16 protein-coding genes and 4 pseudogenes are annotated in these 15,014 nt (G+C 58.7%); 12 read left to right on the forward strand and 8 right to left on the reverse strand.

Going from position 1 to position 15,014, the window contains the following annotated elements; genetic code table 11:
• Positions 1-67: 67 nt before the first annotated feature.
• Positions 68-1,204, forward strand: a complete 1,137-nt coding sequence (locus tag JT689_RS01060; RefSeq protein WP_136361726.1) for a DUF4238 domain-containing protein — start codon at positions 68-70, stop codon at positions 1,202-1,204.
• Between the two features lie 14 nt (positions 1,205-1,218).
• On the opposite strand, the gene JT689_RS12490 is transcribed toward JT689_RS01060, so the two are convergent.
• Both JT689_RS12490 and JT689_RS12495 read right to left on the reverse strand, forming a co-directional pair.
• Complete coding sequence (locus tag JT689_RS12490) at positions 1,219-1,698, reverse strand: HEPN domain-containing protein (protein ID WP_328220229.1); 480 nt, start codon at positions 1,696-1,698, stop codon at positions 1,219-1,221.
• A 78-nt stretch (positions 1,699-1,776) separates the two neighbouring features.
• Positions 1,777-2,577: pseudogene (locus tag JT689_RS12495) on the reverse strand (hypothetical protein); the annotation flags it as partial.
• A 517-nt stretch (positions 2,578-3,094) separates the two neighbouring features.
• Here JT689_RS12495 and JT689_RS01075 point away from each other — a divergent pair.
• Together JT689_RS01075 and JT689_RS01080 are read left to right on the forward strand one after the other, a co-directional pair.
• Positions 3,095-4,273 (forward strand): hypothetical protein, encoded by a 1,179-nt coding sequence (locus JT689_RS01075; protein WP_136361212.1) that lies wholly within the window; start codon positions 3,095-3,097, stop codon positions 4,271-4,273.
• 3 nt (positions 4,274-4,276) lie between these two features.
• On the forward strand, positions 4,277-4,537 hold the full coding sequence (locus JT689_RS01080; protein ID WP_136361213.1) for a hypothetical protein: 261 nt from the start codon (positions 4,277-4,279) through the stop codon (positions 4,535-4,537).
• 221 nt (positions 4,538-4,758) lie between these two features.
• Here the strand turns inward: JT689_RS01080 and JT689_RS01085 are convergent, their stop codons facing one another.
• Positions 4,759-5,409, reverse strand: coding sequence for a helix-turn-helix domain-containing protein (locus tag JT689_RS01085; protein WP_136361214.1), 651 nt, complete (start codon positions 5,407-5,409; stop codon positions 4,759-4,761).
• A 687-nt stretch (positions 5,410-6,096) separates the two neighbouring features.
• Here JT689_RS01085 and JT689_RS01090 point away from each other — a divergent pair.
• The 4 genes and pseudogenes from JT689_RS01090 to JT689_RS01110 form a co-directional block, all read left to right on the forward strand.
• Positions 6,097-6,417, forward strand: coding sequence for a hypothetical protein (locus tag JT689_RS01090; RefSeq protein ID WP_136361236.1), 321 nt, complete (start codon positions 6,097-6,099; stop codon positions 6,415-6,417).
• A gap of 68 nt (positions 6,418-6,485) precedes the next feature.
• Positions 6,486-6,998, forward strand: a complete 513-nt coding sequence (locus tag JT689_RS01095) for a helix-turn-helix domain-containing protein (protein WP_136361235.1) — start codon at positions 6,486-6,488, stop codon at positions 6,996-6,998.
• Between the two features lie 206 nt (positions 6,999-7,204).
• Entirely contained in the window at positions 7,205-7,657 is a 453-nt protein-coding gene (locus tag JT689_RS01100; RefSeq protein WP_136361234.1) for a hypothetical protein, read from the forward strand.
• A 167-nt stretch (positions 7,658-7,824) separates the two neighbouring features.
• Positions 7,825-8,259 (forward strand): annotated as a pseudogene (locus tag JT689_RS01110) (AAA family ATPase); the annotation flags it as partial.
• Between the two features lie 454 nt (positions 8,260-8,713).
• Here the strand turns inward: JT689_RS01110 and JT689_RS01115 are convergent.
• A complete protein-coding gene (locus tag JT689_RS01115; RefSeq protein ID WP_136361232.1) occupies positions 8,714-9,274 on the reverse strand; it encodes a class I SAM-dependent methyltransferase in 561 nt (186 codons plus the stop codon).
• Between the two features lies 1 nt (position 9,275).
• A complete protein-coding gene (locus JT689_RS01120) occupies positions 9,276-9,656 on the reverse strand; it encodes a DUF302 domain-containing protein (RefSeq protein ID WP_229373340.1) in 381 nt (126 codons plus the stop codon).
• On the opposite strand from JT689_RS01120, the pseudogene JT689_RS01125 reads away from it, so the two are divergent.
• A pseudogene (locus tag JT689_RS01125) lies at positions 9,537-10,245 on the forward strand (aminotransferase class V-fold PLP-dependent enzyme); the annotation flags it as partial. The gene JT689_RS01120 and the pseudogene JT689_RS01125 sit on opposite strands and share 120 nt — an antisense overlap.
• A 130-nt stretch (positions 10,246-10,375) precedes the next feature.
• On the opposite strand, the pseudogene JT689_RS01135 reads toward JT689_RS01125, so the two are convergent.
• The 3 genes and pseudogenes from JT689_RS01135 to JT689_RS01145 form a co-directional block, all read right to left on the reverse strand.
• A pseudogene (locus JT689_RS01135) lies at positions 10,376-10,598 on the reverse strand (HalOD1 output domain-containing protein).
• Between the two features lie 5 nt (positions 10,599-10,603).
• Positions 10,604-11,176 carry a DsrE/DsrF/DrsH-like family protein gene (locus JT689_RS01140; RefSeq protein WP_136361231.1) on the reverse strand — a complete coding sequence of 191 codons (573 nt, stop codon included), beginning with the start codon at positions 11,174-11,176 and terminating at the stop codon, positions 10,604-10,606.
• A 2-nt stretch (positions 11,177-11,178) separates the two neighbouring features.
• Positions 11,179-11,424: a sulfurtransferase TusA family protein gene (locus JT689_RS01145; RefSeq protein ID WP_136361230.1), complete on the reverse strand. Its 246-nt coding sequence runs from the start codon at positions 11,422-11,424 to the stop codon at positions 11,179-11,181.
• Positions 11,425-11,673: 249 nt separating this feature from the next.
• Between JT689_RS01145 and JT689_RS01150 the strand changes: the two genes are divergently transcribed.
• From JT689_RS01150 to JT689_RS01165, 4 genes are read left to right on the forward strand one after another with little or no spacing between them, the layout of a single operon-like run.
• The gene (locus JT689_RS01150) at positions 11,674-12,867 is read left to right on the forward strand and encodes an MBL fold metallo-hydrolase (RefSeq protein ID WP_136361229.1); all 1,194 of its coding nucleotides are present in this window, start codon (positions 11,674-11,676) and stop codon (positions 12,865-12,867) included.
• A gap of 8 nt (positions 12,868-12,875) precedes the next feature.
• Entirely contained in the window at positions 12,876-13,367 is a 492-nt protein-coding gene (locus tag JT689_RS01155; protein ID WP_136361228.1) for a YeeE/YedE family protein, read from the forward strand.
• Positions 13,367-13,825, forward strand: a complete 459-nt coding sequence (locus JT689_RS01160) for a YeeE/YedE family protein (RefSeq protein WP_136361227.1) — start codon at positions 13,367-13,369, stop codon at positions 13,823-13,825. Before JT689_RS01155 ends, JT689_RS01160 begins: the two co-directional genes overlap by 1 nt.
• Positions 13,826-13,835: 10 nt before the next feature.
• Positions 13,836-15,011, forward strand: coding sequence for an inorganic phosphate transporter (locus JT689_RS01165; protein ID WP_136361226.1), 1,176 nt, complete (start codon positions 13,836-13,838; stop codon positions 15,009-15,011).
• Positions 15,012-15,014: the final 3 nt, after the last annotated feature.

Below are 15,014 nucleotides of genomic sequence, written 5' to 3' on the forward strand. Positions count from 1 at the left end.
ACCCTATCGACTACAGCGTAGCAAAGTATTTACACACTGAAATTCCAGTCCTACGTAAGAAGACGAAATGCCTGAGCGGAAGAACCAGCACTACGTACCCCAGCACTTCCTGAAGGGGTGGGCCACGGACAACGTGGTTAACGTCCTACCTCTCTCTGAGGGCGAAATCTTCCCTAACAGCATCAGGAAGGTCTGTTCACGCGACTACTTCTACGGGAACCCTCCAAGGGTCGAAACCGAACTCGGCAAATTAGAAGAACATCAGCACAGCCCTATCAAAAAGCTGCGTAACGGGGCTGAGATTGGAGATCTCTCCGGTCAGGAGGTTAAGCTGCTTCTCTCTTTCATCACGACTCAGCGCTCGAGGACCGAAGCCGAGCGAGAAGATATCCGGAGTGCGGAAGAGTTCATGCGTGACGCGGTCAAAGACGATATGGAACATGACCGGTACGAAGGCAGTGTCATCTGGGACTCTGACCTTACCGAGAAAGAAATGGAGGACACGATGGTTGATGCCTCCCTTCTCGGAACACACCACTACATTATCACCCAGGGAATCTTCGGCTACACAGGGATCCAGGATCTCGAAGCTGTAATGCTCTGCAACGTCACCGAAAGAGAGTTCATTATCTCCGACACACCGATGATCCTTGACAATCCTCGCTACAAACCACGGTACGGAGCAGTACCGGCAGGGATCGGCAACAGAGGGCTTCAAATCTACTGCCCCATCAACCAAAACAGGATACTCCTCCTCTACGACCAACAGATCTACAGGTTCAAAAGCAACTCCCGGAGACAGGTCCTGATCAAAGATCCTGATATCGTCGACCAGATCAATCTAACCCAGTTCCACAACGCAGAGAACGCCGTAATATCCAGCTCCAGCAGTGAGGACTACATCCAAGGCCTACACAAGAGGATCGACGAAGTACGCCGGAGAGAAGAAATCACGATGCCTCTGGAAACAGAATCCATGGAAACCGTAGAGGTAGAAAAGACTCCGGCCTACCAAGCACCAAAAATTTCTCCTGACATACCCGGCCGTACCACCATGACCCATCTTCGGTACGACAAAAGACGTCCCAGCTGCCAGGCACCGACAGTCCAGAACCTGGCCCGCCGGATTTTCAACGAGGTCGGATTCCCTGACGCAGCACTCATCTACGCAATCAGATTCTTCGAAGAACAGCTGGAACTATAGGTGGTATACTGAGTCTATGAGAGCTCGATAATCCGGTCGACACCGCTGTACTCATCGCCCAAAATCTCACGGCCCTTTTCCTCATCTATCCCCGCTGTCTCAAGCAGTACTGCAAGCGCGATTATCCTTACAAGGATCTCGGCCCGGGCGATATCAGTAGTCGACAAATCCTCAGACAAGCTGTGGGCAATGGTATGCCGGACTCTCTTTATGGTGCTCAGATTCGCCTCGATATCATACGACTCCGGGAACATGCCTTCGTGACGGCCTGTAATATCCAGTAACCAACCACCGATAGATGGCTCATTCACAATACTACGGAACAAGTCTCTCGCCCTCCCCCAAACAGCCACCTTCGCCATCCTCTCCAAGGTAGTCTCCCGGAAACGGCGGTACACCTTCTTACTCATCGTCTTCTGCCGGTCAGGGAAGGCTCTCCGATGATAGGCCTCAAGAGCAAACATCATCGACATAAATTGGGTGTTGACGTACATGCTGTCGTTGTACCTGGTTCCGAAATAGTGGTCATGCAATCGCTCCACTGAACTCGAGCTCTCCAACCATTGTTCCACCACGTCTGCAAACTCGATATCTTGCAGAGTGAAGTTCATCTGCATCGAGTGCGCATCGTCCTGTTCCCGGTAGTACGGAACGTCCCAGTGGACCGAGTGCTTGGAGTCGTGATGGCCGAAACGGGCAGAGTACAGGTTGAGGAAAGTAGGGAACACAGCATCTCCAACTCCGAGAGTAATCAGGTTCTGTAGCGGACCCACATACTCAGACAGGTACTCGCTGTACGTCAAGGGCTCCTCAGAGTAGACCGTAAAATAGACCCGCCCCAGTCTGCCTTCGAAGGCGGAGGACATATCCTCGTGCATGTTTAGAATGATATCTGCGTCGTCTGTCGAGAGAGATTCAGTGACGGCAGGCCCAACATCGATATCGTGATCGCCAGGCATGGAAACCCTTCTAACGCCGGTCCATTTCTCGAGGTTGTTGAACGAGAAAGAGCACTTCCAGTACTTCGTCCTAGTGTTGACTAATCACCCCTTGATGACGGTCCCGTTCTCATAGGATTCGGTGGTGAAGGAGGCATCGTTCGTGCTCGTGCTGTCGCCGGAATACATGCAGTTGAGGACGGTGACGTATTCCCCCTCTGTCGTCACACCGAAGATGTTGATTGGGCCGTCCTCGGTTTCCACGTCGTCATTGTGCCTCTCGAAAATTTCGTAGAAGCTGCCAAGTAGATCCAGTTCGACACCATGTTCCGGTGAGAACGTGAGTGTCCCTGCTACGGCTTCATTCGGGACAAGTTGTTCCTCCTCATGCATCTCCTCTAACCACCACTTGCCCCCGACGTCTATACTGTCCATATACGTTCTTCTGATGATGGTTCTAAAAATCCCGTGGAGAACGCCCAGAAGCCACGAAGCGAGATCTGCGGAGTAAAAAAGGTTCTACTGCTTGGCCTTGGCAGAGATCAGGTATTTGTACTCGTGCTCCCCTGAAGCGTCAACCTCGATATCTTCCAAGTCCTGGGTATCCTCTAAGCGGTCAAGGAGTACGTAGGTGGTGACGGTGTCGTCGCTGACGTGTATATCATCCCTCAATATGCCCTGATATCGGCCAGTTCCTCCACAATACGGTCAGTCCCGGTAGTTGAAGTCATAGTCTTGACGGCATACAGGAATGTCCGGGTTGAACGCTTCGAACCACGGCTAAGTCGAAAGTTCGGTGTCGTCTGCAATTGTTGTATAATAATTTACCATATTCGTTTTTAAATCTGATCCACGCCCGGAAATCCCTGTTAGAAACAGGAAGGCAATAGCTGAGGTCGTCTTCATTAACCGGTAACTACATGAAATCCTGGACAGTCATGTCACGTGAAAGATGCCGTTCCGAGGCCTGCGGGACGGAGTAATCGTTGTACCCGCCAACGTCCTCAACCAGGAACCCGTAACCTGTCCCGAGTGCGGCGACACTATGTACGCCCGAGGCGGGGATCAAAAGGCACGCCACTTCTACCACGTCAACAACTCCTCCGGAAACAATTGCCCCACCACCGAGTCGACAGGAGAATCAGCTACCCACGCAAGGTGTGTAGCACTCGCAGTCGCAGCACTCAAAAACAAATTCAAACCCCAGGCCAAGCGTTGCGGAGCAGAAATCACGTTAGACGTCTCCGACAGCGGCAGCGGAAACAAGACACGACAGGCCGACGCACTACTCGAGTTCACCGAAGAGAATCCGTTCTTCGGCAAAGGTCTCATCATCGAAGTACAGCACCGGCACCACGAGAAAGACATCAAATCCACGACCCACGACTATCTCTACACTGGTTACTCCGTTGCCTGGCTCTCTTCCAGTGACTTCGGAGAAGAAGAAGAACTGGATTACTTGGTCGTCGACCAAGTCTTCGCCAAGGAAGACGGGGCCGGATACAGCGTACGCGACTACTCAGCTAAACGGTTCATCGACTGCGAGAGTTACTACTACAGTGGAGAACACAACTGGGGGACCGTACCAGGATACGTCCTTACCTGCGAAGAAGACTACCAGATCTGCACCAGCCGCCCCTGCACACTACGCCGCCAATACGACGAAGATCGGGAAGAATACACTTACCATCCTGACGTCACACAACCTGACCTCCCGCTAAAAGTCCTGAAAAACACGTTAGTCGGTGTATCCACCATCACCAGTTTCGAAGAACCACTGAAGCAAAGATACCACGACGCGGTCCTCGAAAAATCACTGGCAGACAGGCCAGAAATCGGGGAATGTCCTGGCCCGAAAGGATTCCACGAATGGCAAGGAAACCCGGAATCATTCTGGGGCGGAGCCGCCGACGTAGAACTCCGTTCTTGCCAACACTGCCCGGTCCACCTATTCACAGATCAACGCGGATACCCGGACGAACGCACAGACATCCTCTTCACCGAAAAACCGGATCCCGACTGGAACCTGATGGAACTCGAAGCAGATCCCCGTCAATGCCAGAACCGAAGCCACGAACACGAGGTCTGGTACGAACAATGCCCCGACTGCGGAGTCAACAACCCATGCTAAGAAATGGCCAGCGCTCTCTCAGATCCCACCGTCGAACCCGAAATCGCCCTCCACTGGATAGGCGGCGGAATAGCGGCCTTCCTCCTGTTCGCAGTCATAGTACGACTTATCGAGACATTCCAGACAAACAATCAGCAACGCACCGTAACTGGGATTGCCATCGCAAGCGGCCTAATGATCTCCATCGGCGTATCACCTCTGGGCACCTTTGCCGAAGAACTGGCCCAACTCTTCGAAGTAGTTCCGACACAGTACCCGGAGTAGATCAAGGCCCTTACACCTTGGAAACCGTGTTCGGACTACTGTACGGATTTACTGTAATGGGAGAAAGCGGAGGACTCCCCGCCGTCGCATCATTCAGCCTGGCACTGCTGGGAGGATTGATACTGATGTACTCTCCGCCCGGCGGCCTACTACTGATCTTGTTCGCTTGGATGCTGATGGAAGTCTCCCCCGCCGACCGATGGTAGATCAAATGCTGAGGGTTACTCTCCGCTCATTGTCGACAGTTCATCTCGGTAATCATACCCCCGGAGCGGATCACGGCTCATCTCAAACAGAACCCTCTCAATAGCAGGAACAACCGCTTCCACATCCTCCTCGTCAGCCTCGGGAAACATCTCGACAAAACTCCTCTCAAGCCTTCCCTGCACGGAAGCGACGTAGATCTGGAGCACATCGTTCAGAAGGCTGTGACCGTATTCATCGAGGAACTCTTGAACCGCTTCATCAGTGTACGCCTCTCCGACTAGGCCGATAATCTGCGGTCCGATCAAGCTGCTATCGCCCATCTTGTCCACGTTCTCTGCTTCGGCCTGGAAGAAATTCGCCTTGTACCCCATAGGCTGGCCCTCCGATGCAATCTCTACAGCACCGACTCCCTCCAGTTCATCCATGTCGTTATACAGCGTCGACTGCGGGATATCTCCATCAAGACGCTCCAGTAACTCAGAGACGGTGATCCCATCCCACAAGAACGGGTTGCTATCCGATTCTTCAACCACGACGTTCCCCTCTACACGGAGAGTGAACCAAATATGCGCTAACCGGGGAGAGTCAAGAAGCCGGCCAATACCCACTAGGTCGTCAACCGTTGTCCCGAGCGAATCAACCGTTTCACGGCCAATTACATTCATACAGCGTACTTTCCAAGATTCTTATAAAGTTATTTCGCCTTACTGTTAAGTAGATAGACTACTTTTTACCCAGAGTTGCCACCGACACCAATCAACCAGACCCCTTTCAGTCTACACTATTCACTGCGTTCCGCTGTCGAGCGGTAGAGCTGTAATCATACTTCTGAGTCGATTGCTTGAACATATGCTGGGGTTGAACGGTAGCCACCGACATTAAAGAAACTCTTGAGGATCTGAAATAGTTGAAGATTGAATCAGTCCTCATTCCGTAGGTGGCGTGACCGATACCCGCGCTGTATTCAGCACGGCTCCAAGAACATATCTTCGATTGAGGATTTCAACAGAGCCGCTTGCGTGAAATAGACGATACGGAATGGTATGAAACCTATATCAAAATCTTGAAATAATCATAATCTAGTTAATTCCCAAACGAGATTTATTTGGTTGCCATCATACTTGTAATTTATCTTGCTGGTTTAACGACGTCACTGAATAAATAAACCGTATTCACAACAACTGACATGCTCGTCGTTCATGAAGATGGCCGACGATCACAGCGAGGGACTGTCGTTTCTGAGAGAGACGTCCATCAGAGCGTCTACGCCCGGCTCGAATTGTAACGTGCATTCGAACTCGCGCGCACCCGTAACACACTCGCCGCCTGGGTGTGTAGGAGCGACAGAGACAATGTTGCAGTCAGTCAGCAACTGGCTGAGTGGCGGCGAGGCGGCGGCCCTGCTTGCCGTGCTCGGGCTGGCGACGCTTGGGACGGCGGCGCTGTTCGTGATGGGGTTAGCCGGGTACCGGCGGCGCTGGTCGAAGGTGTACCTGTTGGTTGCGAGCGCACTCGGACTGCTCTTGGCTCGGTCCATCATGGGGTTCGGGACCGTCCTTGGCCTCGTCCCGATGCCCGTCCACCACCTCGTCGAACACGGGTCGGACTTCCTTGTCGCAACGCTGATACTATACGCGCTCTACAGCGGTGATCCGCCGTCGCCAGTGGAGTGAGCTGTGGATTCTCACTGCCCGGGAACCGAATATGCGCATTTGTGCCCGACGGAACTAGCACGCGATGTATGAGGGACGTGCGACAGGCGGTCGACCGGCACGTCGAATCAAACCCGGGTGTCCACTTCAACGAACTCGCGCGGAACCTCGACATCGCGACGGGACAGGCCCAGTACCACCTCCGTAACCTCCTGGACGCAGGCAGCCTCGACACCCAGGAGGTCCGCGGGCGGACGCACTACTTCCCACCGGGCTACGAGCCCTGGGAGCAACGCACCATCGCGTTGCTCCGGCGCGAGACGGTCCGGAGTATCATTGTCGCTGCTCTTGAGGACCCCGAGCCATCTGCGGCAGGCCTGGCAGACGAGTTGGACGTCGCCCGAAGCACTATCTCTTGGCATGTGTCGACGCTCGTCGACTCCGACATCGTCGAGAAGACCTACGACCAGAAGGGACGGAGCCACATCACGCTGACGCGACCAGTGGAGACCCGCCAACTGCTAGGCGAGGTGACGCCGTCGCTCCCGGATCGGCTGGTCGACCGCTTCACACGGCTCGTCGACGACACGCTCGTGGACTGAAACGCCAGTGGTGGGCTAACGAGACAGTGCAGCAGGCACGAGCAACCCTAGACAGGCCGGTCTCGGCAGTTGTCAGAACGGACCCGGCGCCAGTCGCGTCGACAGTTGAGCGAGCGTCCGGCGCTCGGCGGCCCGCGGGTGTCGTTCTCGGCGACGACGCGCCCTCGCTGGCCGGCGCTGTCGAGGCAGCCCCCGCGATCACGACCATGCGACTCCTATCAGGCCGATACGCCGCCACCCTCGACATCTCGAAGCCGGTTACGCTCACCGGAGCCGGCACCGACACAGTCCTTGAGGCCGGCGGGAACGGCTCCGTTCTCACCGCCCAGTCGCCGGACGTGGCCGTCACCAACCTCCGCATAGTGGGCGTGGGCGACGCAACTGCCGGCGAGATAGCAGCGGACGACGGGTCGATGTGGGACGAACGCATCCGGCTCACGTACGGCTACGGGGATGCCGGCGTCCGCCTGCGGGACGCGAACCGATCGCGCGTCGAGAACGTCACCGTCCACACACCTGCGAACGGTATTGTCGCGCTCGATAGCCCCGATACCGTCGTCCGGGACGTCGACGTCCACGGCACGAACGGGACTGCCGGCTTCATGGGCGTGCTGCCGATGTACTCGCAGGTAGTCGTCGAGGGCTTGCGGCGGCCGTGACGCCGTCTACACGCACTACGCCGCTGAGACTGTGATTCGAGGCAACCACGCACAGAACCTCAGGTACGGCGTCCACGAGATGTACACCAGCGACACGCTCGTTGTCAACAACACGGTCCGCAACAGTGAGGCGGGCATTGTCGTGATGACACGCCCAACAGACCGCGTTCCGCAGCGAGCTCACAGTAGCGGAGACTGTCGAGCTCTACGGGTCATTGGTGCCGGGGCGCGTCGGCGTCGAGCGGGTTCTTGGGCGCGTGGCTCTCTCAGCCGTTACCGACCGCCGGACCAACGCGCTCTCCGGCGGGATGCGTCGGTTGCTTGGCGTCGCACAGACGATGCTCGGCGACCCGCCAGTGCGCGTACTCGATGACCCTGCCAGCGGTCTCGACCCCGGGATGAGTCGCTACCTCGGCACAGTCGTCGAGCGCCTGACTGCCGACAGCGGCGCCGCCGTGCTGCTGTCGACCCACGACCTGCAGTTGGTCGACCGCATCGTCGACACTGTCGTGGTTGTTGCCCACGGCAAGGTCGACGACGACCGGCTCCCGGCGTGGTCGGAGTTCCAGGAGCTGGCGGGTAAGTACGAAACCGAATGGTGATCGAGTACTGGGACGGAGCTAATTCTGTAAGGGTTACGCGTCGTCCGGGCGAGGGAAATTCTCGTACTACGTGCTGGGGAACTACGCCTGAGCCGATTCGGCGGCTGAACCTCGTGGTCGACCGGGAGGGATAGCTGTATCACTGGCAAACCGAGGAGGAGCTCGTCGACGTCACAGAAGATCTCCCGTGACGGCGGTGGAACTATGACTGTCTGCGTTAACCAACAAATCAGTTCAGCGAGCCAGGTTGTTGGTTAAGGATTGATCCGACCTGGTGAGAGTGGGCTATTCGGTACTTTGCAGCGTTCAAGATGTGCTCTAATCACTGACATCCCGTATTTAAGCCTTATTTCTACACAAATGAGAGTAATCACTGGCCCTCCAAGAGGCGGGTATTTTCTATTTGTGCCCCGGCCGTTCGTACGAGGAGTCTTTCGAAAACGGGAGTAGTCTCCTATCTGAGCTCGCCGGTAAGAAGGAAGGTCTCTGGCCGGACGGCAGTATGCTCAATGTGAAATCCAGCTTCGCGGAGGTCGTTCGCCGTTTCCGCACCACTGAATCGTTCATCAAGTGGAGGCCCGTGGTCTCCACTCCCCGTTGCCGCCCAATCGACGATAATCAATCGACCGGCGTCCGCTAGCACGCGAGTGATCTCGGCCAGCGCCTCTTCCCCAGCGAACTCATGGTACGTCATCGTCGAGAACGCAGCGTCGAGGCTGTTCGTATCGAACGGGAGATCATCGACGCCACTCGTCACGAGTTCGACGTTCTCGGGGACGCCTTTCTCCTGGTAGTAATCGTGCATCGCTTCCTGGATGTCGACGGCGTACACGTTGTCGACAGCCGGTGCGACATCGTCGGTGTAGAACCCGGTGCCGCCGCCGAAGTCCGCTACGGTCTCGTCGCCATCCGGTGACAATGCCCAGAGTAACTCTTCCGCTGAGAGAAACCGGTACCGTTGCTGTGCATCCTCGAGTTTGTCGGCGCGATCGGCATCAAACGTATGATACCCCATATTAGAGGTTTGCGAACGCCTCACCGACGAGTTCGCCGGTATCGGCGACAATGTCCGCCATCTCCTCGTTGTCAAGGGCTATCCCAACGAGGCGGGCGATGTGCATAATGGAGACGTGATAGACGACCTGTTTGCCCGGTTGCTCCTCCCAGATAACGACGTTGCAGGCCATGAGAGCTCCGAGTTTATTATCCGTTGCATCGAGCGCACGGTCAGCGACTTCCGGGCTGCACGCGCCGAGCACGTAGTAGGGGTCCCGGCCCGCGTCGACCTCGACGCCTTCGCCGAGGCCGTCGCCGACGCGCGGCTGGCCTGTTTCAGCGCAGTGACGTGGACGCATGGCACCCAGTTGCCCGTCGCCGATCTCGTCGACATCGCTCACGAGGCTGGCGCGTTCGCGCTCGTCGACGCTGTCCAGGTGCCGGGACAGCTTCCGATGGATGTCGGTGGGTGGGAGGCGGACGCAGTCGCGGCGGCCGGACACGAGTGGCTGTTCGGGCTGTGGGGTGGCGGCTTCCTCTATATCGACCGCCAGGCCGCAGACTCACTGCTGCCGACCAGAGTTGGGTACTGAAGCGTCGAAACGCAGACTGCAGATCCCTACGAGTTCGCAGCCGGTGCCCGCCGATTCGAGATCGGCTCGGCGAACCCAGTGCCACACGTCGCCTTGGCGGAAGCCATCGAGGCGATCGACGAAGTTGGAGTCGATCGTATCGCTGTCCGGATCCAGAAATTAGCCGGCCAGCTGGCCAATGGCGTCCCTGACGACCGCCTCCTCAGCCCGGCAATGCCCGAGTCGGGGGCTCGTAACCATCGATGTGGCCGACCCCGAAGCGACGGTGGACCGACTCGCGTCGGAGGGGATCGTCGTTCGGGCGTTACCAACGCCGGATGCCGTCCGCGCATCAGTCCACGTGGTTAACACTCATGCTGAGGTCAGGCAGCTGCTGGACGCTCTCGAATCGGAGTGAGCCTGACGCAGCGACGATTTACCGCTTCTCCCGCTACGATAATCTCTCAGAGTCTACTCGTTGAAAACGGCCGGCATTGTTGGAGTGACCGTCGGTGGAATACCGCTATTAGAGAGGAATTCTGTCTGCTTCAGTCGACCTGTACGCTACCGCTCTCGTCGACGACGACGTCGTGGCCACGATACGCGAATCGTACTTCGAGGTCAGGACGGCGTCGAGTCCTCGACCAACCGTTCTACTGCATCCGGATCGACGACCTCGGCTAGCGGCGGGTCGAGTGTGGTCGGCTTGATGCCTTCCGCCTCCGCGACGGCGTCGACAATCTGGGAAATCGGATTCTCGATGTTATTCACTGGGTTTAGACGAGGAGTTGGATGTCGGCGTTGGCCATGTCTTGGAGTGCGGTCGCCGCGCCGACGCCTGTGGTGACACCATCGTAGAAGTCGTCCTCATCGTAGTCCATCAGGTCGATGGTCATCTGACAAGCCTGGAACTCTACGCCCATCTCCAAGCTCGTCTCCAGCAGCTCCTCAATCGTGGCGGTGTCGTTGTCCGCGATCTTCTTCTCCATCATCTTCGTTGTCACACGGTCCATACCCGGGAGTGCGGCGACGGCGTTCGGCACGGGCATGTTGGGGTTACCGACGGAGCTGAGTTTGAGGTCCTTCGAACGCTCCTCGTGGAGGATGTCCAGCCCCCAGAACGTGTGGAAGACGGTCACGTCGTAGCCGAACGCGGCCGCGGTGCTGGCGAGGATAAGCGGTGGGTACGCCATGTCGAGCGTCCCCTTCGTCGCGATGATGCTCATTTTCTTGCTGTCGTCCTCGTCAGCTGCCTCGGTGAGTGCGTCCTCGAGTTCGTCCACGCGTGCGGCCAGTTCCGCACGCGAAGGCGCGTCGTCGGCCGAGGCGTCGGGTGTGTCCGTACTCATCGTTACTCCGTCTTGCGGACGTAGTGTTTGTACACGTCGTCGGCTTCCTCCTGGTCGACGAGTTCGACGCCCTCGGTGCCGGACGCCCAGCCGTCGATGTCGCTCATGCTCCCCGAATCGGTTGCCAGCACTTCGAGGATCTCACCTTCGGCGAGTTCGTCGATGGCGGACTTCGTTTTCACAACCGGCATTGGACACGATGCACTCTTCACGTCGAGAGTCTCCGTAGTGTCGAATTCAGCACTCATTGGTTATCTGCTCCGTTTGTCTGTATTGGAGTTGTCGAACAATACTCCCTACCCAAGTAAAAGATTGTTGGTTCTTGTGAAGACTACAAATTACTCTCCGACCAGGCATCGCGTTATAAGGGCCCCAAACTCCAGACATAGGCAAAATAAGGCCATCAGAGCTAGATCAAAGCATGCCAGTATTGCTTAGATATGGAATTACTATGGGAATGCTTTTGTACGTCTACCCAGTAGGAACGACTACACAACATGAACGCTGACGACTTCCCGACTCCGGATGTCGACGTGGAATCCGTCGATCCGGACATGCTGAAAGACCGTATCGATGCCGGCGAGGACGTCACGCTCCTCGACGCGCGTATGCAGTCGGACCACGAGGAGTGGCGCATCGACGGTGAGAACGTCACGTCAATCAACATCCCGTACTTCGAGTTCCTCGAGGACGACATCGACGAGGACGTCCTCGACCGGGTTCCCGACGACCGCGAAGTGACCGTCCTGTGCGCGAAGGGCGGCGCCAGCGAGTTCGTCGCGGGCACGCTCGCCGAGCGTGGCTACGACGTGAATCACCTCGAGGACGGGATGAACGGGTGGGCACGCATCTACGAGGCCGTCGAGGTCGAGCGCTACGACGGCGCCGGCACTCTCATCCAGTACCAGCGGCCCTCCTCGGGCTGTCTCGGCTACCTGCTGTACGACGACGGTGAGGCGGCGATCATCGACCCGCTGCGCGCGTTCACCGACCGATACCTCGACGACGCCGGCGACCTCGGTGTCGACCTGCAGTACGCACTCGACACGCACATCCACGCTGACCACATCTCGGGCGTGCGCGACCTCGACGATGAAGGCGTCGAGGGCGTCATCCCCGAGGCCGCCGTCGACCGCGGCGTCACGTACGCTGACGAGTTGACGACCGCGGCCGACGGCGGCAGCTTCTCGATCGGCGATGCGACGATCGAGACCGTCTCCACGCCCGGCCACACGACCGGGATGACCTCGTACCTCGTCGGCGACAGCCTGCTCGCGACCGGCGACGGGCTGTTCATCGAGAGCGTCGCCCGCCCCGATCTTGAAGAGGGCGACGACGGCGCTCCCGACGCCACGCGCATGCTCTACGAGTCCCTCCAAGAGCGCGTCTTCTCCCTGCCTGACGACACGCTCGTCGGTGGCGCGCACTTCAGTGATGCCGCCGGGCCCGCAGCGGACGGTACCTACACTGCACCGATCGGCGAGCTTGTCGACGAGATGGACGCGCTCACAATGGACGAGGACGAGTTCGTCGACCTGATCCTCTCGGACATGCCGCCGCGGCCGGCCAACTACGAGGACATCATCGCGACGAACCTCGGCCAGAACGCCGTCGACGACGAGGAAGCGTTCACACTAGAGCTCGGGCCGAACAACTGCGCCGCCAGCCAGGACTCCCTCGCGGGTGACTAACGACGCCGATGGTGATCGATCCACTTCCACTACAGGTTGCCGCCGAGCTGTTCCCAAACGGCATTAGCCGCTACGCTATCGGCGGACTGCTCGTCGGCCTCGGTGTCACTGTCATCTACCTCGGCACCGGCATCAGCGCCGGCGCAAGCACGTTTCTGGAGTCGACGCTGTCGTACGTCTCCGACCAGTCCCGCTTCCAGCAGTACGTCGCCTCCCGGGACTGGCGGCTCGTGTTCACATTCGGCATCGTCCTCGGCGCGGTCGTGTACGCCGTCGTCTACCAGGGCGGCGCGTGGACAACCAACGTCCAGCCGTGGCGACTGCTCGTCGGCGGCATCTTCGTCGGTATCGGCACGCGCGTCGGAAAGGGCTGTACGTCCGGCCATGGCGTCTGTGGTGTCGGCTCGGCGTCGAAGACGTCCATCGCAGGCGTCCTCACGTTCCTCACCGTCGCCATTGTGACCGCACAAGTAGTCGCCGCACTGGGGGTGAGCCCCTGATGAGTAACCGGCATCCCGCGTTCATGCCGTTGGTTCTCGTCGGCGGCCTCATCTTCGGGTTCGGGCTAGCGTATAGTCAGATGGCCCGGCCGGAAGTCGTCTTGAACTTCCTCCGGTTCGAGGACTTCGGACTGGTGTTCGTGATGTTCGGCGGCGCCGCCGTGACGGGCGTGACGTTCTTCGTCGCGCCGCGGCTTTTGGGCCGTGCGCCGCTGACCGGCGATAGCTTCGAGCGCCGCCTGAAGTCGTTCGACCGGAAAGTCCTCGTTGGCGGCGCCATCTTTGGCGTCGGCTGGGGGCTCTCCGGCATCTGTCCGGGTGCGGCGTACGCAAGCCTCGGCATCGGGAACATCACCATCCTATGGGCGCTCGCCGGGATGTTCCTCGGCGCGTACGCCCAGGGCTTCTGGCGGAGCCGCAGCCAGGCGCGTGACGCTGCTGCGACGGGCGCAGACTAACTCACTGTTTATGGACTCCGCTCTCATTGCCCTCTTCGTCGGTGCAGCGCTCGCCAGCCTGTTCATGGCGTGGGTCATCGGCGCCGGCTCGAGTGGGGCAACGCCATATGCGCCTGCCGTCGGCGCGAACGCTATCGCGACGATGCGGGCCGCGCTGCTCGTCGGTGTTTTCGGCTTCGCCGGTGCCGTCACCCAAGGCAGCAACGTCTCGGAAGCAATCGGAAGCGGCCTTGTCGGCGGCATCAGCCTGCCAATCGCCGGCGTCATCCTCGTGCTCGTGTTGGGCGCCGGCCTGATGGTGGTCGGCATCACAACCGGCTATCCGATCGCGACCGCGTTCACTGTGACCGGCGCCGTCATCGGTGTCGGCCTCGCCATGGGTGGCTCGCCCGTCTGGCCAAAGTACCGCCAGATTGTCGCCGTCTGGGTGTTAACGCCGTTCGTCGGCGGTGGTATCGCGTTCACCATCGCGAGTCTCCTCCCGCGCCCCGACATCCCCGAACGGTACAGCGTCCCGGCGCTCGCCGGGCTCATCGGCGCCGTCCTCGTGAACATTCAGTTCAGCTTTCTTGCCGAGAGAAGCACGGCGGGAACCGTCCGCGGGCTCGGACAGCAGGTGCTGGCAGTCGATGGGGTCACGTCAGCGGCCGGGATTACTGGCCTCGGGGCGCTGGCCGTCGCGGCGGTCGTCTGGTGGGACATTAGTCGCGACGAAACCGGCAGCCTGCGGCGCGTGCTACTCGCTCTCGGGTCGCTCGTGGCGTTCTCCGCAGGCGGCAGTCAGGTCGGGCTCGCCATTGGACCATTACTGCCGTTGCTCGACGAGGTCGGGATGGTCTCGACATTCACCGTGCTCGTCGGCGGCGGTCTCGGAATGCTCGTCGGTTCGTGGACGGAATCTCCACGGATGATCAAGTCGCTTGCACAGGACTATTCATCGCTGGGGCCGCGGCGCTCCATCTCGGCGCTCGTGCCATCGTTCCTGATCGCACAGCTGGCAGTGCTGCTTGGCGTTCCGGTCTCGTTCAACGAGATCGTCGTCAGCGGCATCATCGGGAGTGGCGCCGCTGTCGGGGGTCGGGAAGCAGTGAATGTCAGAAAGATTCTCCTGACAGTCGGGGCGTGGGCAGGGTCGTTCATCCTCTCGTTCGCGCTCGCGTATGCCGCTGGCGCGCTGTTGTTGTAGCAC

Source organism: Halobacterium sp. GSL-19 (genome assembly GCF_016917855.1).
Lineage (GTDB): Archaea > Halobacteriota > Halobacteria > Halobacteriales > Halobacteriaceae > Halobacterium > Halobacterium salinarum.

Bases quoted from the DNA above. Each gene is read 5' to 3' on its own strand.
- JT689_RS01060 (WP_136361726.1), top strand. From the start codon at position 68: ATGCCTGAGCGGAAGAACCAGCACTACGTACCCCAGCACTTCCTGAAG.
- JT689_RS12490 (WP_328220229.1), bottom strand. From the start codon at position 1,698: ATGTACGTCAACACCCAATTTATGTCGATGATGTTTGCTCTTGAGGCC.
- JT689_RS01075 (WP_136361212.1), top strand. From the start codon at position 3,095: ATGCCGTTCCGAGGCCTGCGGGACGGAGTAATCGTTGTACCCGCCAAC.
- JT689_RS01080 (WP_136361213.1), top strand. From the start codon at position 4,277: ATGGCCAGCGCTCTCTCAGATCCCACCGTCGAACCCGAAATCGCCCTC.
- JT689_RS01085 (WP_136361214.1), bottom strand. From the start codon at position 5,409: ATGAATGTAATTGGCCGTGAAACGGTTGATTCGCTCGGGACAACGGTT.
- JT689_RS01090 (WP_136361236.1), top strand. From the start codon at position 6,097: ATGTTGCAGTCAGTCAGCAACTGGCTGAGTGGCGGCGAGGCGGCGGCC.
- JT689_RS01095 (WP_136361235.1), top strand. From the start codon at position 6,486: ATGAGGGACGTGCGACAGGCGGTCGACCGGCACGTCGAATCAAACCCG.
- JT689_RS01100 (WP_136361234.1), top strand. From the start codon at position 7,205: ATGCGACTCCTATCAGGCCGATACGCCGCCACCCTCGACATCTCGAAG.
- JT689_RS01115 (WP_136361232.1), bottom strand. From the start codon at position 9,274: ATGGGGTATCATACGTTTGATGCCGATCGCGCCGACAAACTCGAGGAT.
- JT689_RS01140 (WP_136361231.1), bottom strand. From the start codon at position 11,176: ATGAGTACGGACACACCCGACGCCTCGGCCGACGACGCGCCTTCGCGT.
- JT689_RS01145 (WP_136361230.1), bottom strand. From the start codon at position 11,424: ATGAGTGCTGAATTCGACACTACGGAGACTCTCGACGTGAAGAGTGCA.
- JT689_RS01150 (WP_136361229.1), top strand. From the start codon at position 11,674: ATGAACGCTGACGACTTCCCGACTCCGGATGTCGACGTGGAATCCGTC.
- JT689_RS01155 (WP_136361228.1), top strand. From the start codon at position 12,876: ATGGTGATCGATCCACTTCCACTACAGGTTGCCGCCGAGCTGTTCCCA.
- JT689_RS01160 (WP_136361227.1), top strand. From the start codon at position 13,367: ATGAGTAACCGGCATCCCGCGTTCATGCCGTTGGTTCTCGTCGGCGGC.
- JT689_RS01165 (WP_136361226.1), top strand. From the start codon at position 13,836: ATGGACTCCGCTCTCATTGCCCTCTTCGTCGGTGCAGCGCTCGCCAGC.